This window comes from Streptomyces atratus (assembly GCF_900119365.1).
GTDB lineage: Bacteria > Actinomycetota > Actinomycetes > Streptomycetales > Streptomycetaceae > Streptomyces > Streptomyces atratus_B.
The window spans coordinates 194,170-215,874 of record NZ_FPJO01000011.1 but is presented as its reverse complement, the minus strand read 5'-3'; the positions used below and the strand labels follow the sequence as shown (position 1 = coordinate 215,874).

The 21,705-nt window shown below is 72.3% G+C and carries 15 protein-coding genes; 12 read left to right on the top strand and 3 right to left on the bottom strand.

The window, feature by feature from the left end; all coding sequences use genetic code 11:
- The first annotated feature begins 49 nt into the window (after positions 1-49).
- The 5 genes from BT364_RS20520 (at position 50) to BT364_RS20500 (ending at position 10,547) form a co-directional block, all read left to right on the top strand.
- Positions 50-2,047, top strand: coding sequence for a serine/threonine-protein kinase (locus BT364_RS20520; protein WP_072486660.1), 1,998 nt, complete (start codon positions 50-52; stop codon positions 2,045-2,047).
- 181 nt (positions 2,048-2,228) lie between these two features.
- On the top strand, positions 2,229-5,099 hold the full coding sequence (locus BT364_RS20515) for a protein kinase (protein ID WP_072486659.1): 2,871 nt from the start codon (positions 2,229-2,231) through the stop codon (positions 5,097-5,099).
- 131 nt (positions 5,100-5,230) lie between these two features.
- Positions 5,231-6,898, top strand: coding sequence for a serine/threonine-protein kinase (locus BT364_RS20510; RefSeq protein WP_177328180.1), 1,668 nt, complete (start codon positions 5,231-5,233; stop codon positions 6,896-6,898).
- A 140-nt stretch (positions 6,899-7,038) separates the two neighbouring features.
- Positions 7,039-8,667, top strand: a complete 1,629-nt coding sequence (locus tag BT364_RS20505) for a succinic semialdehyde dehydrogenase (protein WP_072486657.1) — start codon at positions 7,039-7,041, stop codon at positions 8,665-8,667.
- A gap of 50 nt (positions 8,668-8,717) precedes the next feature.
- Positions 8,718-10,547: a GMC family oxidoreductase gene (locus BT364_RS20500; protein WP_072486656.1), complete on the top strand. Its 1,830-nt coding sequence runs from the start codon at positions 8,718-8,720 to the stop codon at positions 10,545-10,547.
- Between the two features lie 67 nt (positions 10,548-10,614).
- Here BT364_RS20500 and BT364_RS20495 read toward each other — a convergent pair whose 3' ends face one another.
- Positions 10,615-11,652 (bottom strand): LAETG motif-containing sortase-dependent surface protein, encoded by a 1,038-nt coding sequence (locus BT364_RS20495; RefSeq protein ID WP_072486655.1) that lies wholly within the window; start codon positions 11,650-11,652, stop codon positions 10,615-10,617.
- Positions 11,653-12,158: 506 nt separating this feature from the next.
- Positions 12,159-12,476: a chorismate mutase gene (locus tag BT364_RS20490; RefSeq protein ID WP_072486654.1), complete on the bottom strand. Its 318-nt coding sequence runs from the start codon at positions 12,474-12,476 to the stop codon at positions 12,159-12,161.
- Positions 12,477-12,841: 365 nt separating this feature from the next.
- On the opposite strand from BT364_RS20490, the gene guaA reads away from it, so the two are divergent.
- From guaA to BT364_RS20465, 5 genes are all read left to right on the top strand, one after another.
- Entirely contained in the window at positions 12,842-14,437 is a 1,596-nt protein-coding gene (gene guaA, locus BT364_RS20485; RefSeq protein ID WP_072486653.1) for a glutamine-hydrolyzing GMP synthase, read from the top strand.
- 114 nt (positions 14,438-14,551) lie between these two features.
- On the top strand, positions 14,552-15,157 hold the full coding sequence (locus tag BT364_RS20480; RefSeq protein ID WP_072486652.1) for a Uma2 family endonuclease: 606 nt from the start codon (positions 14,552-14,554) through the stop codon (positions 15,155-15,157).
- A gap of 102 nt (positions 15,158-15,259) precedes the next feature.
- Entirely contained in the window at positions 15,260-16,042 is a 783-nt protein-coding gene (locus BT364_RS20475; RefSeq protein ID WP_072486651.1) for a class II aldolase/adducin family protein, read from the top strand.
- 112 nt (positions 16,043-16,154) lie between these two features.
- Complete coding sequence (locus tag BT364_RS20470; RefSeq protein ID WP_072486650.1) at positions 16,155-17,420, top strand: hypothetical protein; 1,266 nt, start codon at positions 16,155-16,157, stop codon at positions 17,418-17,420.
- A gap of 107 nt (positions 17,421-17,527) precedes the next feature.
- Positions 17,528-18,037, top strand: a complete 510-nt coding sequence (locus BT364_RS20465) for a DoxX family protein (protein WP_072486649.1) — start codon at positions 17,528-17,530, stop codon at positions 18,035-18,037.
- A gap of 156 nt (positions 18,038-18,193) precedes the next feature.
- Here BT364_RS20465 and BT364_RS20455 read toward each other — a convergent pair whose 3' ends face one another.
- A complete protein-coding gene (locus BT364_RS20455) occupies positions 18,194-19,531 on the bottom strand; it encodes a PspC domain-containing protein (protein ID WP_072486647.1) in 1,338 nt (445 codons plus the stop codon).
- 194 nt (positions 19,532-19,725) lie between these two features.
- Here BT364_RS20455 and BT364_RS20450 point away from each other — a divergent pair, with 194 nt between their 5' ends.
- The gene (locus BT364_RS20450) at positions 19,726-21,024 is read left to right on the top strand and encodes an ATP-binding protein (RefSeq protein ID WP_072486646.1); all 1,299 of its coding nucleotides are present in this window, start codon (positions 19,726-19,728) and stop codon (positions 21,022-21,024) included.
- Complete coding sequence (locus BT364_RS20445) at positions 21,008-21,703, top strand: LuxR C-terminal-related transcriptional regulator (protein ID WP_072486645.1); 696 nt, start codon at positions 21,008-21,010, stop codon at positions 21,701-21,703. Before BT364_RS20450 ends, BT364_RS20445 begins: the two co-directional genes overlap by 17 nt.
- Positions 21,704-21,705: the final 2 nt, after the last annotated feature.

Here is a 21,705-nt window from a genome sequence, read left to right as displayed (position 1 = left end):
GAGGGACAATGAACGCTCTGCCAGGGCGGGTTGATCGCAGAGGGGACGCATGTCGGAGGCGGAGCAGGCACGGGAGCCCCAACGGGACAAGGAAGGACGTCTCCTTGCGGGGCGCTACCGGCTCGGGGAGGTGCTCGGCCGGGGCGGTATGGGCACGGTCTGGCGTGCCGTCGACGAGACGCTGGGCCGCACGGTCGCGGTCAAGGAACTGCGGTTCCCCTCGGCCATCGACGACGACGAGAAGCGACGGCTCATCACACGCACGCTGCGTGAGGCGAAGGCGATCGCCAGGATCCGCAACAACGGCGCGGTGACGGTCTACGACGTGGTCGACGAGGACGACCGGCCGTGGATCGTGATGGAGCTCATCGAGGGCAAGTCCCTCGCCGAAGCGGTGCGCGAGGACGGTGTGCTGACGCCGAAGCGCGCCGCCGAGGTCGGGCTCGCCATCCTCGACGTGCTGCGTTCGGCGCACCGCGAGGGCATCCTGCACCGCGATGTGAAGCCGTCCAACGTGCTGATCGCCGAGGACGGCCGGGTCGTGCTGACCGACTTCGGCATCGCCCAGGTCGAGGGCGACCCGTCGGTCACCTCCACGGGCATGCTCGTCGGCGCCCCCTCGTACATCTCTCCCGAGCGCGCCCGCGGCCACAAGCCGGGACCGCCCGCCGACCTCTGGTCGCTCGGCGGACTGCTGTACGCGAGCGTCGAGGGCTCTCCGCCGTACGACAAGGGGTCGGCCATCGCCACCCTGACCGCGGTGATGACCGAGCCGCTCGACCCGCCGAAGAACGCCGGTCCGCTGGAGGAGGTCATCTACGGCCTGCTCGCCAAGGACCCCGAGCAGCGGCTCGACGACGCGGGCGCCCGCGCCCTGCTCAACGACGTGATCCACGCCCCCGAGAAGCCGGACCCGGTGGTGCCCCCGCCCGCCGAGGCCACCCAGGTCATGGCGCTGCCCAAGTCGCCGGCCGAACCCCGTGCCAAGGCGACGTCGGCCTCCGCGGAGCAGGGCGAGGGTGCGCGGGACCGGCTGCGGGGCGCACTGCGCTCGGTACGGAACGCGAAGGGGGCACCGGCCGCCGCGACGGGGGCCGCCGCGGCCTCGGCCACCGTGCCGCCCAAGCCCTCGGACTCCCCCTCGGCCGGTGGCGCGGGCACCCCCGCGAAGCCCGCCCGGCCCGCGGCCGCCGCGGCCACGGCCTCCGCCGCCGTACCGCCGCAGCGCCCGGCGACGTCACCGGCCACCCCACCCCGGGCGTCCATCACGGACGTGGTCCCGCGCCGCACCCTGGCGATCATCGCGGCGGTGATCGTGCTCGCCGTGATCGGCACGATCCTCGCGCTCACGGTCGGCGGGGACGACGAGAACAACGCGGGCAAGCAAGGCGGCAAGGGCGACAAGTCCACCTCGGCCGGGCCCTCGGCGTCGACCGGCGGCTCCACGGAGACCGACAGCGGCAGCGGCAAGGGCCAGGGCAAGGGCCAGGACCAGAGCGGCGACCAGAACCAGGGGCAGGGCGAGGACAAGGGCAAGGGCAAGGACAACGGAAAGGGCAGCGACAAGGGCGACAAGCCGGGTGACGCGTTGCCGGCCGGATTCAAGACGGTCACGAACAAGAAGTTCCACTTCACGATGGCCATGCCCGAGGACTTCCGGTTCGACAAGACGGCGGGCAGCAACTCCGGTGGCATCTACAACGTCAGCGGCGGCTTCCCCCGTGTCCAGGTCGACTACACCGATTCGCCCGGTGGCGACGCGGCCGCGGCCTGGAACGCCGCGAAGGCCGGCGTCGCCGCCAGCAGCAACGGCTACCACCATCTCGGCGTCGAAAAGGTCCAGTACAACGGCTACCCGACCGTCGCCGACTGGCAGTTCGAGCGCACCCAGCACGGCAAGCGGGTCCATGTGATCAACCGGGGCTTCAAGGTCGATGCCGGCCACGGCTACGCGATCATGATCAGCTGCAAGGCGGACGAGTGGGACAGCGCGGAGTGCCGGACACTGCGCAAGACCGCGTTCGACACCTTCAAGCCCATCGACTGACCCGTGGGGGAAAGGGCCGGGATGCGACGACCCGGCCGCGTGGCTGTCACTTGCCACGTATCGTGAGAGCCTGAAGGCCGTACGCAGCCAGAACGGTGGGTCAATTGCGCGGTAAGTGACGGCGATTGATGGATCGACGCGGTCTTCGCGGCCGGGGGACAGCGCGCTCTGGGGAGGCGTCGTGGACGACTACGCGGGTCGGGTGCTTGCCGACCGCTACCGCCTTCCGCTGTCTTCGGACGATGAGTCCGAAGCGGTCGAGACCCGGGCGTTCGACACCTACAGCGGACAGGAAGTCCTGGTCCGGCAGGTGCCGTTGCCCGAGGTGGTGGACGCCGAGGTGCTCGACGCCGACGATCCGGCCCCGATGGCCCGTCGCGCCACCGGCCGGGCCGTGCACGCGCCCGCGGACCCGGCGGTCCGGCGCGCCGTGGAGGCCGCGCAGGCGGCGGCCCAGGTGCCCGACCACCCCAGGCTCGCCCAGGTCTTCGACGTGTTCGCCGAGGAGGGCTCGCTCTGGATCGTGAGCGAACTCGTCGCGGCCCGCCCGCTCGCCGCCCTGCTCACGGAGCGGCCGCTCAACCCCTTCCGGGCCGCCGAGATCGGTTCCGACGTGCTGACCGCGCTGCGGGTGCTGCACGCCCACGGCTGGACCCACCGGAACATCACCGTCCGCACGGTGCTGATCTGTGACGACGGCCGCGTCTTGCTGACCGGCCTGGCGGCCGGTGCGGCGGAGGAAGCGCTCTGCGGCTACGTACCGACACCGCAGCCCGACGAGGACGAGGACGAGGACGGGCACGAGGACGGGCACGAGGACGGCTACGGGCACGAGGGCGGGTTCGGCGACGGGGACGGCTTCCGCCGCCCGGCGATCGGTGCGGGCCCGCCCGGGACGTACGCACCGCCCCCGCCCGCCATACCGCCCATGCCGTCCGTGCCCGCCCCTCCGGCCGAGGTACCGGCCTCACGCGGCCCGGCGGCGATAGAGGCGGGCCGGTCGACCAGCGCCCCCCACGACGATGACGATGCCGATCCGTACAGTGAGGATGCGCACGGCGAGGATGCGTACGGCGAAGGCCCGTACGGCGAAGGCCCGTACGGCGAAGGCCCGTACGGCGAAGGCCCGTACGGCGAAGGCCCGTACGACGAAGGCCCGTACGGCGACGGTGACCACCCCGACGACCGTCGTGGCGGGACGGCGGACGCCGCGCACCTGCGGGCCACGCGCGCCGGGGCCATCGCCGCCTACCGCGAGGGCGCCCGCGCCGCCGCAAGCGTCACCGAGGACCGGCACCGCACCGGGGCGGCCGGGGCGGAGGGCACCGGCAGCCTGCCGGTCCAGCGTTCCGCAGGGCCGGAGGACACCGGACCGGCCGCCCCCCGGAGCCACGCCACCGACGCCCCGTACACCGACGACCCGTACACCAAGGACCTGCGCGCCCACGACCCGTACGCCGAGACCTCCCCCGACGACTGGGACGACGACGCGGACGGCCGGCCGCCCGCGCGGCGGCTGCACCTCACCGGCTCCTGGAGCGACGGCCCCACCTCCGGGCGCCCCGTCCCCGCCGGAGGCTCGGACGTCCGGCGCCGCGACGACTCCCCGGCACTGCCCGCGCACCGCCCCGGCGGGCAGCCGCAGCCGGGCCGCTGGGACGAGGCCGCCGGGAGCGTCCGTACCGGCTCCGCCTACCGCGGCCCCGCCACGCCCCTCGCCGCCGAGCGCGCCCGGCAGGCCCGGATCGCCGTGGTCGGCGCCGTCACCGAGCGCTGGGCGCCCGAGCAGGCCGGCCCCGTCCACGAGAACTGGCGGCTGGCCCCGCCGATCGGACCCGCCACCGACCTCTGGGCGCTGGGCGCGCTGCTCTACCGCGCCGTCCAGGGCCACGCCCCCTACCCCGAGGAGAACGCGGCCGAGCTCGTCCAGATGGTGTGCGGGGAGCCACCCGCCTTCGCCGAGGAGTGCGGCCCGCTGCGCCCCGTCGTCGAGTCCCTGCTGCGCCAGGACCCCACCGAGCGGCCGGACTTCGAGGAGCTGAGCGGCTGGCTGCGCTCCCTGGTGCGTTCGGCGCCCGAGCCCGAGGCCGGACTGGATGTCGTACCCCTGCCGTCCGCCGACAGCGCCCGGCTTCCCGTCGTACGCCGCCGGGGCGAGCTGGTCCGCAGACGGCGCGGCAGGAACGCGGCCCACGGCCGCCACCGCCACACCAAGGACAGAGCCGACCGGCAGGACGGCCCCAGGCCGGAGAAGGCCCCCCGGGTCGCCCCGGCCCCCCAGCCCCCCCGGCCGCCGCGCGAGCCCAAGGGCCCCAAGGCGCTGCGCACCCCGCCCCGCCCCCGGGACGGCGAGCGGCGGGCGCCACGGCGGCTCGGGCGGCTGCTCCTGGCGCTGATCCTGCTGGCCCTCGTCGCGGCCATCGCGTATGCCGTGATGTTCATGCCCAAGGCGGACACCGAGCCGGGCAAGGGCTCCACGGGCCCGGCGTCGTCCACGTCCGGTTCGCCGGAGCCCGGCACCGGCGGGTCCGGTGGCTCGGGGTCCTCGCGGTCACCCGGCGCGCAGCAGCCGCAGACCAGCCGCTCCGCCGTCGCGCTCGCCCCCGGCTACACCCTGCGCAAGGACCCGGAGGGCTTCGAGGTCGGCGTGCCCAAGGGCTGGCAGCGCAGCCCCGCCAACGCGGACCGTCAGATCCGCTACGGCAGCGACGGCTTCAGCCTGCTGATCGTGCCGGGCCGCGACACCGTCAAGGCGGGCGGCGACGACCCGCTGGCGTACCAGGCCGACAAGGAGCTGGAGTTGCAGCAGTTCCGCGACTCCACCTGGTCGGGGTCGAGCGGGCTGCGCCGGATCGACGTCGGGCGACAGGCCATGGCGGAGGGCCAGTTCACCTGGCAGGACGCGTCGGGGCGCGAGGTGTACGCCCGCAACCTCGTGATGGCCGTGGGCGGCCGGTACCACATCATCCAGGTCATCGGCCCGGAGAACCGGCGCGACAAGGTTTCGGACATCTACGAACAAGCCATCTCCTCCTACCGCGTGACGTCCTGAACCCTCTCCGCGCATCACCCGGCCGGTGGGGGGAGCGACAAGCATCACAGTGCGGTCTCGTGGGCGGTGCGAGGTTCCGTGGCCGTACGTCCGCTCCGTAATCTGGCACCCGAGGAACGGGGCGGGGACACGTGGATCGATCACAGGGCACGGACACGGGACTGTTGCTGGCCGGAAGGTACCGGCTGGGCGAAGTCCTCGGGCGCGGCGGCATGGGCAAGGTCTGGCGCGCCCACGACGAGGTGCTGCACCGCACGGTCGCGGTCAAGGAGTTGACCGCCGGTCTGTACGTAGCGGAGGCCGACCGGATCGTGCTGCACGCCCGCACGCAGAAGGAGGCCCGCGCGGCCGCCCGGATCACGCACCCGGGCGTGGTCACCGTGCACGACGTGATCGAGTACGACAACCGGCCCTGGATCGTCATGCAGTACGTCGACGGCCCGTCCCTCGCCGACGCCGCCAAGGAGTCCGGCGAGATCGAGCCGCGCGAGGCCGCCAGGATCGGCCTCCATGTGCTGAGCGCCCTGCGCGCCGCGCACGGGGCGGGGGTCCTGCACCGCGACGTGAAGCCCGGCAACGTGCTTCTCGCCAAGGACGGCCAGGTGCTGCTCACCGACTTCGGGATCGCCGCCATCGAGGGCGACTCGACCATCACCAGGACCGGCGAACTGGTCGGCTCCATCGACTACCTGGCGCCCGAGCGGGTACGCGGTGGCGACCCGGGCCCGGCGTCCGACCTGTGGTCGCTCGGCGCCACGCTCTACACCGCGGTCGAGGGGCGCTCGCCGTTCCGTCGCACGTCCCCGATCTCCACCATGCAGGCCGTCGTCGCCGACGAACCCCCGCCGCCCGGCCGGGCCGGCCCGCTGGCCCCCGTGATCACCGCGCTGCTGCGCAAGGAGCCGGACGAGCGTCCGTCGGCCGCGGAGACGGAGCGGATGCTGCTGGACGCCATGGAGGGCCGCGCGCCCGTGGCCGCCCAGGCGTTCGTGCCGACGCAGAGTGTCCCCGACGAGGTCCTGCGCTCGCTGGGCCCGGACGGCCCCTCCGGTCCCGGGACCACTCAGCTGCCCCACCCGGCGACCCCCGCCCCGGCACCAGCCCCCGCACCGGCCCCGGCGGTCCGGCGCAGCCGCAGCCGCTGGCGCACCGCGGTCCTGGTCATCGCGGCCGCGGCGCTGGTCGGCGGCGGCGCGGGACTCGCCGCGATGAAGTACAGCGACCGGACGGAGGACACCACCGGGGTCGACGGCACGGGCACGCACGCGCCCGTCGACCCCGGAAAGCCCGACGCCAAGGCCTCGCCCTCGGCCAAGCCCGACGTGCGGGTGAAGGACGTGCCCGACGGCTGGAAGCGGGTGGACGACCCCGAGGGCTTCAGCCTGACCGTGCCCGAGGGCTGGGAGCGCCGGGCGGACGGCAACCAGATCGACTACACCCCGGACAACGGCGTGCACTACATCCGGATCAGCATCGACCCGGCGCCCGACTTCGACAACCCGTACATGCACATGCTGAGTCTGGAGACGCAGCTCGCCACGCGGCTTCCCGGCTACCAGCGCAAGACCCTGCACTCCAACACCTACCGGGACCGGCCGGGCTCGCTCTGGGAGTTCACCTGGACCGAGACCAAGGACCACCCGGGGCCGCGCCACGCCATCGACCAGATGTACTTCGGGGAGCAGGGCGGTCCGGAGTACGCGCTGTACATGACGGGCCCGGCGGACGACTGGGACACGACCCGGTCGCAGTTCGACACGATGCTGCGCGGATGGCGTGCGCCCGGCAGCTCCGGCTGAGGTCCGCCGGACCGTTCCGCGAGCACAGGGCTCCTGATCAGGGGCTTTGTTGCCAGTGATCGCTGGCTCGTTTGTGAGGAGTGTGAAAACCCGTTACTCACGGGTACCCAAAGCGTCCGGCTGGACGTACTCTCGCCCTCATGACGGACTCGCAGGCCTCCACGTCCACCTCCGCAGCCCCGCTCGGCACCAATCCGGTGGCCGCCGCCCCCGCAGGGGTGCGCACCGCCGCCGATGTGGTGACCCCCGAGGTGGTCGCCCAGCTGACCCGGGGCGTGGCCGGATCGGGCCGTACGGCCAACCACACCCCCTTCACCGGGGAGAAGCTGGCCGACCTGCCGGAGTCCACTCCCGAGGACGTGGCGGGCGCCTTCGAGCGGGCCCGTGCCGCCCAGTCCGCCTGGGCCGCGACGCCCGTCCGCGCCAGGGCCGCCGTACTGCTCCGCTTCCACGACCTCGTCCTCAGCCGCCAGGCCGAGGTGCTCGACCTCATCCAGCTGGAGACCGGCAAGGCCCGGCTGCACGCCCACGAGGAGGTGCAGGCCGTCGCCGTCGCTGCCCGCCACTACGGGCGCAAGGCCGGCTCGTACCTGAAGCCGAAGCGGCACACCGGAGTCGTACCGACCCTCACCAAGGTCACCGAGCTGCGCCAGCCGCGCGGTGTCATCGGGCAGATCGCCCCGTGGAACTACCCGTTCGAGCTGTCCGTCGGCGACGCCCTGCCCGCGTTCGTCTCCGGCAACGCCGTCGTGATGAAGCCCGACACGGAGACCGCGCTGACCGCGCTGTGGGCCCGTGACCTGCTGATCGAGGCCGGGCTGCCCGCCGAGGTGTTCCAGGTCGTGCTCGGCGAGGGACCCGTCGTCGGCCCCGAGGTCGTCAAGCACGCCGACTACGTCTCGTTCACCGGCTCCACCCGCACCGGCCGCGAGGTCGCGCAGGGCGCGGCGGCCCGGCTCGTCGGCGTCTCGCTGGAGCTCGGCGGCAAGAACGCCATGCTGGTTCTCAAGGACGCCGACGTGGAGAAGGCCGCCGCGGGCGCCGTCCGCGCCTGCTTCTCCTCCGCAGGTCAGCTCTGCATCTCCATCGAGCGGCTGTACGTCCACGAGTCGATCGCCGACGACTTCGTGGCCCGCTTCGCCGCCCGCACGAAGGCCATGCGGCTCGGCAACTCCCTCGCCTACGGCGCCGACATGGGCTCCCTGGTCGGCGAGCGCCAGCTGGAGACCGTCACCCGGCATGTCGCCGAGGCCGTCGAGAAGGGTGCCCGGCTCGTCGCGGGTGGCGTCGCCCGGCCCGACATCGGCCCGCTGTTCTACGAGCCGACCATCCTCGACGGCGTCGAGGCGCCGATGGCCGTCTGCAGCGAGGAGACCTTCGGCCCGGTCGTCTCCATCTACCGCTTCACCGACGAGGACGAGGTCGTCGCCCTCGCCAACGCCACCCCGTACGGCCTGAACTCCAGCGTCTGGACCAAGGACTCCAGGCGCGGCCACCGGGTCGCCGCCCGGCTGCGGACCGGCACCGTCAACATCAACGAGGGGTACGCCCCCGCGTACGGCAGCGTGCAGTCCCCGATGGGTGGCATGAAGGACTCCGGCCTCGGCCGCCGGCACGGCTCCGAGGGCATCCTCAAGTACACCGAGGCGCAGACCGTCGCCCAGCAGCGGCTGATCCAGCTCGCCCCGTCCTTCGGTATGGACGACGAGAAGTACGCGGCGTTCATGAGCGTCAGCCTCAAGGCGATGAAGGCGTTCCGCCTGCGCTGACACCGGGGGGTTCCGCAGCACTTTCCGCTCGTTCCGCACCGAGGAGAGCCATGTCCCAGGACAGCCCTGCCCAGAATCGGCCCGCCGGCCCGGAAACAGCCGACGACGACGCCGCTTACGACTACGACGTGCTCGTCGTCGGCTCGGGCTTCGGCGGTGCGGTGTCGGCGCTGCGGCTGACCGAGAAGGGGTACCGCGTCGGGGTGCTGGAGGCGGGCCGCCGCTTCACCCGGTCCGAACTGCCCAGGAACTCCTGGGACCTGAAGAACTTCCTGTGGGCGCCGACGCTCGGTCTGTACGGCATCCAGCGCATCCACCTGCTGGGCAACGTCATGGTGCTGGCGGGCGCGGGTGTCGGCGGCGGTTCGCTGAACTACGCCAACACCCTGTACGAGCCGCTCGCGCCGTTCTTCGACGACCCGCAGTGGAAGGACATCACCGACTGGCGCGAGGAGCTGGGCCCGTACTACGACCAGGCCAAGCGGATGCTGGGGGTCCGGCTCAACCCGACCATGACCCCCTCGGACGTCCACCTGAAGGCGACCGCGCAGGCCATGGGCATCGGCGACACCTTCCACATGGCGCCGGTGGGCGTCTTCTTCGGGGACGGCAAGGACGGCGACGGCACGGGGAAGGCCCGGCCGGGCGGCGAGGTCGCCGACCCGTTCTTCGGCGGGGCGGGGCCCTCCCGCAAGGCCTGCACCGAGTGCGGCGAATGCATGACCGGCTGCCGGCACGGCGCGAAGAACACCCTCAACGAGAACTACCTCCACCTCGCTCAGAAGGCGGGCGCGGTCGTCCACCCGATGACCTCGGTCGTCGCGGTCACCGAGAACTCCAAGGGCGGCTACGCGGTCAAGACCCTCCCCACCGACAACCGGAAGAAGGGGAAGGGCCGTACGTTCACCGCCCGCAAGGTCGTCATCGCCGCAGGGACGTACGGCACCCAGACATTGCTGCACCGGATGAAGGACACCGGCCTGCTGCCCCGGATCTCGTCCCGGCTCGGCGAGCTGACCCGCACCAACTCCGAGGGCCTGGTCGGCTCGCAGACCAGCGACCGGCGCTACCGGAAGAAGCACGGGGCCGCGCGGGCCGACTTCACCCGCGGCATCGCCATCACCTCCTCGATCCACCCGGACGAGAACACGCACATCGAGCCGGTCCGCTACGGCAAGGGCTCCAACTCCATGGGCGCGCTGACCGTCCTCCAGGTGCCGTACGGCGCGCACCGGGTGCGCAGGTGGCTGCTCGAACTGGTCAAGCACCCCACGCTCGCGGCCCGGTCGCTCTCCAACCGCCGCTGGTCGGAACGGACCATCATCGGCCTCGTCATGCAGTCGCTCGACAACTCCCTGACGACGTACCGCAAGCCGGGCGGCGTGGGAAAGGGCCTGCTCACCGCCCGGCAGGGGCACGGAGCGCCCAACCCGACCCAGATCGAGGCGGCGACGCGCAGCGCCAAGCTGCTCGCCGAGGAGATCAACGGCTTCGCGGGTTCGAACGTGGGCGAGCTGATGGGCACCCCGCTCACCGCGCACTTCCTCGGCGGCTGCCCCATCGGCGCCACCGCCGACGCCGGGGTGATCGACCCGTACCACCGGCTCTACGGACACCCCGGCATCTCGGTGGTCGACGGCTCGTCGGTCTCCGCGAACCTCGGAGTCAACCCCTCGCTCACCATCACCGCACAGGCCGAGCGCGCCATGTCCTTCTGGCCCAACAAGGGCGAGGCGGACCCGCGTCCGGCGCAGGGCGAGGTGTACGAGCGGCTGTCCGCGGTCGAGCCGCGGTCACCGGCCGTGCCGAAGGACGCCTTCGGCGCGCTGAAGCTGCCGTTCCTCGGGCTGCCGGCCGTCCCGCCGAAGAAGAAGCCGTAAGCGCAGCAGAAAGGGGCTGCACCCCCCTCCGAGTGCAGCCCCTCCATGCTCACGGTGAATCGGCGTGTCACACGCCGGCGTCACCGTTCCTGCGGCGCCGCACGATGAACATCGCGCCCGCGCCGAGCACTACGGCCGCCCCGCCCGCGGTGGCGAACACCGGCAGCGCGGAGGACGAACCGGTCTCCGCGAGGCTGCCGGAGACCTTGCCCGTCGGGTTGTCGGCCGGCTTCGCGGACGGGACCGGGGCACTGCCACCGGTCTGCGGCGTCGAACCGCTCCCGCCGGACTCCACGATCTTGAACCTGTACGCGATGTCGCTGATGCCCGTGCAGTCCTTGTCGCCCACGTACAGACCGGCACCGAGCGTGAAGCCGGCGCCGACGGGGGCGGTCGGCTTCACGTTGATGCGCAGCGGGATGTCGACCTCGTACCCCGCGGGCATCTCGTCGGACCGGCCGACGTAACCGACCGCGCGGCCGTCCTCGCTGAGCTCCACCCACTTGTCGGTCTCCGGGTCGAGGGCCTGGAGGCTGACCTGCTTCGAGCGGAAGAGGTCGTTGCCCTCCTCGTCGGAGGAGGCGCCCGCGAAGTAGTCGATCTTCTTCACGGTGGACTTCGAGGAGTTGTAGACGTTCATCTTGAACGTGTGCCAGCCGCTGCCCCGGGCGATCCGGCCGGGCAGGCCGTCGATGGAGATGTCCAGGTCGGACTTGGCGCACTCCGCCGGCTCCGCCGGGTTCTCGGACTCCGACGGGGAAGCGGATGCGGACGACGAGGTGCTCGCCGAAGGGGTCGGGGCCGCGCCGACGGCCTCGTCCGGGGCCGGACCGGTGCTCCCGGCGGACTCGGACTCCTCGCCCGGACCGGGCTCGGCGGGGTCTTCGGAGGACTCCTCGGCGGGCGTGGAGGCGGACTCGGAGGCGGACGCGTCCGGCTCGGCCGCCGGGGCCCCGGAGTCGCTCGGCGAGGGCGAGCCGGTGGCCTCCGCGGCTGCGGTGGTCCCGTCCGCCGCCACGGCGAGCGCGGCGGGGGCGGCCAGGACCGCGGCAGGGGCGATGGCCGCCGTGGCGGCGGCGAGCGCCAGGGCGCGGCGAAGCTGCATGGTGACCTCAGGAGTCCGGCGTACCGCGAGGGGCGATACGGGGGCGGGACGGGCCCGCCGTGAGGGGGCACGAGCGGGGCCGGTGGTTCCGCATGGTTGACCCGCGGTCCGCCGCAAAGGTTGTCCGGATACTCACAGAACCTTTATGTGACGACGCTCACGTCCGCGTCCATGAGAAAGGGCCCCCGGGCCGGGAAGTCGGCCGGTGGGGGCCCTGGGGGGCCTCGGACACGGCCGGCTCCGGGCGTCCCCGGAGCCGGCCGTTTCCTGGGGTGACCGGCCTGCTGTCCCCTGCCGACCGGTCACGCACGCTGGGGCGCGGTCCCACGGCGTACCTGCAGTACGCCACACGCTCCAGCGGAGCCACGCGTGGTTTCTTTCCAGAGCCGCCCCTGGCTGGCACGGACACCGGGACCAACGAAGCCGCGCCGGACCCGGTCACGCGCCGTACGGGTGAGAGTGGGCCCGAACTGGGATACGCCGGGGTACCCGGCGCCCGCCCGGTGTCAGGCCCGGCCGCGGCACAGCTCCAGCAGCGTCATGGCGAGCGAGGTGCCGGGCCTGCCGAGCGCGTCCCGGTACGAGGCGAGGACCTCCATCTCGCGCGAGAGGTTGATCCGGCGGCCGCCGGAGGTGATCCGGGCCTCCTGGATGACCGCAGAGACGGCCATCCGCTCCTGGACGAGCCCGATGATCCGGTCGTCGAGGGTGTCGATGCGGGCCCGCGCGTCGTCGATGAGCGCGGCGGCCTCCTCGGTGTGCGCACCGGTCTTCTCGGCGGTGGTCTTCGCCGGGACGGTCTTGGCGGGGGCGGTGCTGGTCATGGTGGTGACTCCTCGTGGGGTGCGGTCCCCGAGGCCGGCCGGTCCGTGAACGCCAAGACGCCCCGGGCCTTTCGGCCCGGGGCGCCTGGAACGTTGCTTGTCAGTGGATCAAGCAGCACGACCATGGCAGCCGGCGGGCCGGATGCCATAGGTAAAGACGAAGGTCGTGTGCTGACGCATGGAACTCAGTATGGCCCCGTCGCCGGGGACGGACCAACACGGGGCCCGGATGCTGAGACTCCGAGTCCGGGCCGGCCCGCGCGGAGTCCGCTCCCGCACCCCCCGTACGGTCGGGACGACGGCCGACTCCGCAACCCCGGTAGAATCGACAAAACAGACCCCCCTTCACCGCCGGAAGGCCGCCCGTGCCAGCAGCACCCCCCGCCGCCCCCGACACCACCACAGACGTGGTTCTCGTCGTCGACTTCGGCGCGCAGTACGCCCAGCTCATCGCCCGACGCGTCCGTGAGGCCCGGGTCTACAGCGAGATCGTCCCGTCCACCATGCCGGTGGCCGAGATGCTGGCCAAGAACCCCCGGGCGATCATCCTCTCCGGCGGCCCCTCCTCGGTGTACGCCGAGGGCGCGCCCTCCCTCGACCGTGCGCTCTTCGAGGCCGGGGTCCCGGTCTTCGGCATGTGCTACGGCTTCCAGCTGATGGCCACCACGCTCGGCGGCACCGTCGACGACAACGGTGCCCGTGAGTACGGCCGTACCCCGCTCACCGTCTCCAAGACCGGCTCCACGCTCTTCGAGGGCACGCCCGCCGAGCAGTCGGTCTGGATGTCGCACGGCGACGCCTGCTCCGCCGCCCCCGAGGGCTTCACCGTCACCGCGTCCACCGATGTCGTCCCGGTCGCCGCCTTCGAGAACGACGAGAAGAAGCTCTACGGCGTCCAGTACCACCCCGAGGTCCTGCACTCCACGCACGGCCAGCAGGTCCTGGAGCACTTCCTCTACCGCGGCGCCGGCATCGAGCCGACCTGGACCACGACCAATGTGGTCGAGGAGCAGATCGCGCTGATCCGCGAGCAGGTCGGCACCAAGCGCGCCATCTGCGGCCTGTCCGGCGGCGTGGACTCCGCGGTCGCCGCGGCCCTCGTGCAGAAGGCCATCGGCTCCCAGCTGACCTGCGTGTACGTGGACCACGGTCTGATGCGCAAGGGCGAGAGCGAACAGGTCGAGAAGGACTTCGTGGCCTCCACCGGAGTCCAGCTGAAGGTCGTCGACGCCGAGGAGCGCTTCCTGGACGCGCTGGCCGGGGTCTCCGACCCCGAGCAGAAGCGGAAGATCATCGGCCGCGAGTTCATCCGCGTCTTCGAGCAGGCCCAGGCCGAGATCGTCGCCGAGGGCGCCGCCGACGGCGAGGAAGTCGCCTTCCTCGTCCAGGGCACCCTCTACCCGGACGTCGTCGAGTCCGGCGGCGGCACCGGCACCGCCAACATCAAGTCGCACCACAACGTGGGCGGCCTCCCCGAGGACATCGAGTTCCAGCTCGTCGAGCCGCTGCGCCAGCTGTTCAAGGACGAGGTCCGGATGGTCGGCCAGGAGCTCGGCCTGCCCGACGAGATCGTCCAGCGCCAGCCGTTCCCCGGCCCCGGCCTCGGCATCCGTATCGTCGGCGAGGTCACCAAGGAGCGGCTCGACCTGCTCCGCGAGGCCGACGCCATCGCCCGCGAGGAGCTGACCGCGGCCGGCCTGGACCGTGACATCTGGCAGTGCCCGGTGGTCCTGCTCGCCGACGTCCGCTCGGTCGGCGTCCAGGGCGACGGCCGCACCTACGGCCACCCGATCGTCCTGCGCCCGGTCTCCTCCGAGGACGCCATGACGGCCGACTGGTCGCGCCTGCCCTACGAGACGCTCGCCCGGATCTCGACCCGCATCACCAACGAGGTCGCCGACGTCAACCGCGTCGTGCTCGACGTGACGAGCAAGCCGCCGGGCACCATCGAGTGGGAGTGACCCCTCCCGCAAGGTCAATGCCGATGCCGTCGCTCATTCGTTTGGGCGGCGGCATCGTCGTATGAGCTGGGTACGCTGGCTGAGGAGACGAGACTCTGCCCCATGGGAGCAATCATGAGTGCCGCACCCGAATATGAGCTGGACGAGAAGTACAACTACCCCGTCCCCCCGCCCGAGGGCTGGACTGCGGACGATCTCGACCGGCTTCCGAATCTGCCGCGGCGCACCGAGCTGATCGACGGGAGTCTCGTCTTCATGAGTCCGCAGACCAGGTTTCACATGCGGACCATGCGTCTGCTGGAGAATTCTCTCCTTGAGCAGGCGCCGGACGATCTCGATGTCTTTCGTGAATTCAGCATCAGGCTGGACAGCCGGAACCGGCCGGAGCCGGACGTGCTCGTGGTTCCGCTGGGGGCGGATACCGGTCCCAAGCAGACATCGCTCAGGCCGGAGGACGTCATCCTGGCGGTCGAGGTCGTCTCGGAAGAGTCCGCGGACAGGGACCGGGAGGTCAAGCCCCGGAAGTACGCAGCTGCCGGGGTCGTGCACTTCTGGAGGGTGGAGTCGGGCGGGGACGGTCTGCCCATCGTGTACGTCTACGAGCTCGATCCGGCGCTGAAGGCTTACATGCCCATGGGCATCCACCACAACAAGCTGAAGCTGGACGTTCCCTTCCCCCTTGAAATCGACCTCACCGCGATCAACCAGCGGCGGCGATAGACGAAGCGAACGGGCGGTCCTCCCGGTGACATCCCTGGCCACTTGCGGCAACCGGCGGTAACTTCCGGTTCCCGTACGCCATGGGAGCCCCGAGGAGCCGCCATGTCCGAGCCCATATCCGTACCCGCACCCGTACCCGTGGACCAGCTTCACTTCGCGATGCCGCCCGTCCACGAATCCGTGGCCGACGAGCGCGCCCACCGGAAGGAACGGCTGGCCGGGGCGCTCCGGCTGTTCGGGGAGTACGGGTACGAGGACGGCGTCTCCGGGCACATCACCGCACGGGACCCGGAGTTCACCGACTGCTTCTGGGTCAACCCCTTCGGGGCCCCGTTCGACGGGCTCACGCCGGACGAGCTGATCCTGGTCAACGGCGAGGGGCAGGTCGTCGAGGGGCGCCACCACGTCAACCAGGCGGCGTTCGCCGTCCACGCGCAGGTGCACCGGGCCCGCCCGGACGTCGTCGCCGTCGCGCACACCCACTCCGTGCACGGGCGGGCCCTGTCCGCACTGGGCGAGCTCATCGAGCCGATCACCCAGGACTCCTGCGCCTTCTACGAGGATCATGTGCTGTACGACGCGTACACCGGGGTCGTCGTGGACGAGGACGAGGGGCGCCGGATCGCCGCCGCGCTCGGCGGACACAAGGCGATCGTGCTGCGCAACCACGGGCTGTTGACCGTCGGCGACTCGGTGGACGCGGCCGCCTGGTGGTTCATCGCGCTGGAGCGCTCCTGCCAGGTGCAGCTCGCCGCGCGGGCGGCCGGGAAACCGGTGCTGATCGAACACCGCGACGCGGTCGCCACCCGTGACCAGCTGGGCAGCGACCTGGTGGCGTGGATCAACTACCAGCCCCTGTGGCGCCGGATCAGTCGCACATTCTGACGATACGCGCCGAGGACCGCCCCGATGCGGCCCGCAGCCCTGTCGTGCGGCACAATTCGCTGCAATAGCAGCCGAGTTGGCTGCACCTGGGCTTGAAGGGGCGGCGTTCCCAGTGGTGTTGGACGAGGCAAGGGCGAGCAGCGCGCACGGCGGCTGTACGTGCGGCGACTGCCCGCACGGGGCGCGCGAGGGCCACCGGCGCGCGGTGGCCGCGTTCCTGGCCAAGCGGGACGAACTCGCCGCCGGCCAGGGGCTGCCGCCCGGGGTCGCACAGTCCGCCTCGGCGACCCGCCAGTGGGTCTCGGACGAGCTGACCCAGTCCGCCAGGACCGTCGCCGAACGGGGCCGGGAGGCGGGCGACGCCTGGCTGTACCGGGTGTGGCGGCGCACCCTGATCGCGGTGTGGGGAGGCGTCGCCCTGCTGATCATCGGCGAGGCCGCCACCGCCATCGGCGCGGGCTGGACCAACGCCCGTACGGCGGGGCTGGTCGCCGGACTCGTCACCGCGGGCCTGCTGACCGGCGCCGCCCATGTCCACCGCGCCCGCGGCGGCCTCCTCGCCCCGCTGATCGGCGAGGACAACCGGCTCTCCACCTCCCGGGCGGTCGCCGTCTCCTGGGTGCTGCTCGCGGTCTTCTCCGTACTCGTGCTGGCGCTCCAGCTGGCGGGCGCCTCCGGTCACGCCGAGCGCGACGCACTCATCGAGGGGCTGGACCTGGCCCGGGGCGCCGGCGTGGTGACCGTGCTCGCGCTGGTGTGCGCCGTCGCCGTCGTCGTACGCCGGGTGGTGACCGTACGGGCCCTGGCCGGGCGCCTGCAGAAGCTGCGGGCCGAGCGGCCGCGCGCCGCCGATCTGCTCACCGACGACTCCGGGCGGGGCAGCTTCACGGATGTGCAGTACGTACTGGTGAGCACCGTCGCCGTGCTGTTCGCCGCGGTCCGCCTCGCCCGCCGGCCCGAGCAGCTGCCGGACCTGCCCTGGGGCCTGGCGTTGCTGGTCACCGTCTCGGCGCTCGCCTACTTCGCCGGGAAGTACGCGGAGGGCGGACGCCCGGTGATCCTCTCGGTGGTCCGGGCCCGCGAGGCCGGGGACCTGGACGCGCCGGTCCGCACCGGCGACGACATCGAGATCCGCGGTGCGGGCTTCGTACCGCCCGGCGCCGGGACACCGGACCGGCTGGCCCGCATGGTCGTCCGGATCGGCCGGGTCCATGTGCATGTGCCGCTGATCCCGGTCACCGGCGGCTTCGCCAACCCGACGGACGGCGTCCTGACCGTGCCGGTCCCGGTCGAGGTCGAGCCGGGACGGGTGGAGGTGCAGGTCGTGACCGCCGCCGGAGTGGAGACGAACCGCGTCGAGATCGATGTGACGGACTGACCGCCGTGCGGGGTGGCGGGCACCGGCCGGACGACCCACCGGGTGAGCAGCGCGTTCGCCGCGTACGTAAGGTCTGGTGACGGGTCTACGGAAGGCGGTGCAGCCACATGCAGGGATACGGCACGAACGTACGGGGTCTGGGCGAGTCGAGAGGGCTCAAGGACCTGGCGCGGGAGCACGCCCTGCTGCCCCTGCGGATCTTCCTCGGCGTCACCTTCGTCTACGCCGGGCTCGACAAGCTGACGGACAGCGCCTTCTTCCGGGCGAGCGGCCCCGGCTCCATCGGCGAGACCATGCACGCGGTACGCGACTCGTCCGCGATCCCGGCCCTCGTCGACCTCGCGCTGAAGAGCCCCGGCGCCTTCGGGTACACCATCGCCATCGGTGAACTCGCCGTCGGCCTCGGCACCTTCTTCGGGCTCTGGACACGGCTCGCCGCGCTCGGCGGGGCGTTGATCTCGCTGAGCCTGTGGCTGACCGTGAGCTGGCAGGTCACGCCGTACTACTTCGGAAATGACCTGGCCTATCTCATGGCCTGGCTGCCGCTGGTGCTCGGCGGGGCAGCGGCGTTCTCCGTGGACGCCCTTCGCGCGACACGGCGGCGACGTATCAGGTAGTTCACCCAGGTCGCGGTGGCGGCCAGCCAGAGGCCGCCGAAGAACAGCGGGAAGAAGAAGACCCACGGGGCGTCCCAGGCTCCCGCGGCGTCCGCCGCGTATCCCGCCGCCAGTGCGAGCATGACCACGCCCGCCACCGCCCGTCCGGGACGGATCTCATGACGCAGCACGGGTGACCTCCACCTGTCCGATGCCGACTTCGAGAGTGAGCTCCACGGTGCCCGCCGGTTTGCTGCCCGGGGGCGGCGGAAGCGTCCGGTGCTCCCGCTGTGCGGCGTTGACGTCCACCTCGCGCGGCCCCCCGGTCGGGGCCTTGCCCGGCCGGCTGACCGGCAGCGTGATGTCGCCGATGCTCGCCCGCGCGTCCACCTTCACCGTCACGTCCTCGGGCACGACGACGACCGCGCGGCCCGCCCCGACGTTCACCTCCGTCGCGACGGTCCCGCCCCGGGGGACGGTGATCCCGGTGAGGTCCAGCCGCGCCACCCCCGTGCCCAGCCGGTAGTGCGGCTGGACCGCTGCCACCGAGGTGGGCCGCCACCCCTCGCGCACCCAGTGGGTGGTGATGTTCTTGGGCAGTGCGGACGCGCCCGCCAGCAGGGCGGCCGTGATCATCGCCAGCATGACCGTGCCGAACCCCGTCCGGCCCAGGAACGCGCTGACCAGCATTCCGAGCCCGAACACCGCGAGCGCACCGGCCAGGCCGAACTGCAGACTCGTACCGAAGGGCTGGGACTCCCAGCTCAGCCCCGTGCCCAGACCGCCCGCGATCAGCGCGAACAGGAACACCAGCCCGCCGATCGAGGTCGGGCCCCTGGTGCCGGCCTCCTGCCGGGGCGCGCGGAACGGATCCTTCGGCGCGGCACCCGCGGGGCGCGGTGCACGGGGCGGGAGCACTGCGTCGGCCGGACCCCACAGATAGCCGGCGCCCACCGGCCCCGTCGTGCCGTCCTTGACGATCGGGTCCCGCCACCACGACGGGCTGCCCGGTGTCGGCGGCGCCTTCACCTCGGGGGGCGCGTCCGCCACCGCCTGCGCGGTCGCCGGGTGCAGCGGGTTCTCGGGCGCCGCGGACCTGCGGTGCTGCGTCCACACGGCGAAGCCGACGACCGCGAGCGACAGCATCGCGGAGAACGCCAGCGTGCCGCCGTTGCCCAGCATGGACAGGAAGAGACCGCAGCCGATCAGCGCGAGCAGCACCGCGATCAGCGAGGCCCCCTCCACCCGGCCGGACAGCAGCCGCCGCGCCTCGTTCTCCTCCTCGCCGTCCACGGGGACCAGCAGCCAGGCGAAGCCGTAGAAGATCAGCCCGATGCCGCCGGTCACGGACAGCACACCGAGCACGATCCGGAAGATCACCGGGTCGACGTCGCAGTACCGGCCGAGCCCGCCGCACACCCCGGCCACCACCTTGTGCTGCGGACTGCGCCGCAGCAGAGGTGCCGGATCGGGGGGCGGAGCGACACCGGGGGAGGCGTCCTGGGGAACGGTCATGGCTCCATGGTGACGGGCCCGGAGCCCGTCCGGGACCCGCGCCGACCCTGGCCGATCCCTGATATTGGCCGGCCGGGCCCTTGAGGGATCTCCCGGTGCGGGGGTCTCCGGGGCCGGGGCCCGCCGGGCACTCAGGGTCGACTAGGGGGCCGACCCTGATGCCGCCACCCGCACGGACATGTGACGATCGGGTCATGCCAGCCGCCACGACCCGAGCCGCCAGCTCCCGCACCACGGACCCGGACGAGCCACCGCTGCGCAAGCTGTACCGCAGCGCCGACGGACGGCTGCTGGGCGGCGTCGCGCGCGGTCTCGCCGGGCACCTCGGGCTGCCCGTCGTCTGGGTGCGGTTCGTCTTCCTCGGCCTGTTCTTCGCGGACGGCCTCGGCGCACTGCTCTACGCCGTGTTCTGGATCGTCGTCCCGCTCGGTATCGGAGGCGTCGAGACACCGCGCTCGGTCTTCGAGACCGCCCCGGACGGCAGCCGCCGGCTCCGCAAGCCCGACAAGGGCCAGGTCTTCGCCCTGATCGCGCTGGTCTTCGGCGCCATGATCTTCGTCGGCAACGTCGACATGGGCAGCGGGGCCGACCGCTACATCTGGCCCACGCTGCTGATCGGCGCCGGTTCCGTACTGGTGTGGCGGCAGGCCGACAACGCCCGGCGCGCCCGCTGGATGGAGGTCGGCAGCCGCCGCCGGGTCCTGCATCTGGCCCGGGGGCTCGCCGGGGTCGCCCTGGTCGGCCTGGGTCTGGCCGTCTTCATGGTGGTACGCGGCTCCGCGGCCCAGCTCGGCAACGTCATGACCGCGGCCATCGCCGTCCTCACCGGCATCGCGCTGCTGGCCGGCCCCTACCTCGTCCGCATGACCCAGGACCTCTCCGAGGAACGCCTGATGCGCATCCGGGCCCAGGAGCGCGCCGAGGTGGCCGCCCATGTCCACGACTCGGTGCTGCACACCCTCACCCTGATCCAGCGCAACGCGGACGACGTGGGAGAGGTCCGCAGGCTCGCCCGCGCCCAGGAACGCGAACTGCGCAACTGGCTGTACAACCCCGAGGGCACCGGCAAGGACGAGGACGACGAGCCCGAGACCCTCGCCGAGGCGGTCAAGCGCGCCGCCGCCGAGGTCGAGGACAAGCACGGCGTCCCGCTGGAGGTCGTCGTGGTCGGCGACTGCCCGCTGGACGAGAAGCTGACCGCCCAGATGCAGGCCGCGCGCGAAGCCATGGTCAATGCCGCCAAGTACGGTGGCGAGGGCGGCGCCGTGCAGGTCTACGCGGAGGTCGAGGGCCGCACGGTCTTCGTCTCGGTGCGCGACCGGGGCCCGGGATTCGACCTGGACTCCGTACCGGGGGACAGAATGGGCGTACGAGAATCAATCATCGGCCGGATGCAGCGCAACGGCGGTACGGCGCGACTGCGTTCGGTGCCCGGCGGGGGCACGGAAGTCGAGCTGGAGATGGAGAGGGCGAGCGATGACCAAGACCACTGAGCCGGCCGGGGGCCCGGAGCGCCGGGTACGGGTCGTGCTCGTCGACGACCACCGGATGTTCCGCACCGGCGTCCAGGCCGAGATCGGCCGCACCGAGGAGACCGGCGTCGAGGTGGTCGGCGAGGCCGCCGACGTCGACCAGGCGGTCACCGTCATCACGGCGACCCGCCCCGAGGTCGTCCTCCTCGACGTGCATCTGCCCGGCGGCGGCGGCGTCGAGGTGCTGCGCCGCTGCGCCCCGCTGATGGGGGCCGTGGAGAACCCGGTGCGGTTCCTGGCGCTGTCCGTGTCGGACGCCGCCGAGGATGTCATCGGCGTCATCCGCGGCGGTGCCCGCGGCTATGTCACCAAGACCATCACCGGCACCGACCTGGTCGACTCGGTCTTCCGGGTCCAGGACGGCGACGCGGTGTTCTCGCCCCGGCTGGCCGGCTTCGTCCTCGACGCCTTCGCCTCCACGGACGCGCCGCCGGTCGACGAGGACCTGGACCGCCTCACCCAGCGCGAGCGCGAGGTGCTGCGGCTGATCGCCCGCGGCTACGCGTACAAGGAGATCGCCAAGCAGCTGTTCATCTCGGTGAAGACCGTCGAATCGCACGTCTCGGCGGTGCTGCGCAAGCTCCAGCTCTCCAACCGCCACGAGCTGACCCGGTGGGCGACGGCGCGACGGCTGGTCTGAGC

Coding starts and splice junctions, on each gene's coding strand:
- BT364_RS20520 (WP_072486660.1), top strand. CDS start 50: ATGTCGGAGGCGGAGCAGGCACGGGAGCCCCAACGGGACAAGGAAGGA.
- BT364_RS20505 (WP_072486657.1), top strand. CDS start 7,039: ATGACGGACTCGCAGGCCTCCACGTCCACCTCCGCAGCCCCGCTCGGC.
- BT364_RS20500 (WP_072486656.1), top strand. CDS start 8,718: ATGTCCCAGGACAGCCCTGCCCAGAATCGGCCCGCCGGCCCGGAAACA.
- BT364_RS20495 (WP_072486655.1), bottom strand. CDS start 11,652: ATGCAGCTTCGCCGCGCCCTGGCGCTCGCCGCCGCCACGGCGGCCATC.
- BT364_RS20490 (WP_072486654.1), bottom strand. CDS start 12,476: ATGACCAGCACCGCCCCCGCCAAGACCGTCCCGGCGAAGACCACCGCC.
- BT364_RS20480 (WP_072486652.1), top strand. CDS start 14,552: ATGAGTGCCGCACCCGAATATGAGCTGGACGAGAAGTACAACTACCCC.
- BT364_RS20475 (WP_072486651.1), top strand. CDS start 15,260: ATGTCCGAGCCCATATCCGTACCCGCACCCGTACCCGTGGACCAGCTT.
- BT364_RS20465 (WP_072486649.1), top strand. CDS start 17,528: ATGCAGGGATACGGCACGAACGTACGGGGTCTGGGCGAGTCGAGAGGG.
- BT364_RS20455 (WP_072486647.1), bottom strand. CDS start 19,531: ATGACCGTTCCCCAGGACGCCTCCCCCGGTGTCGCTCCGCCCCCCGAT.
- BT364_RS20450 (WP_072486646.1), top strand. CDS start 19,726: ATGCCAGCCGCCACGACCCGAGCCGCCAGCTCCCGCACCACGGACCCG.
- BT364_RS20445 (WP_072486645.1), top strand. CDS start 21,008: ATGACCAAGACCACTGAGCCGGCCGGGGGCCCGGAGCGCCGGGTACGG.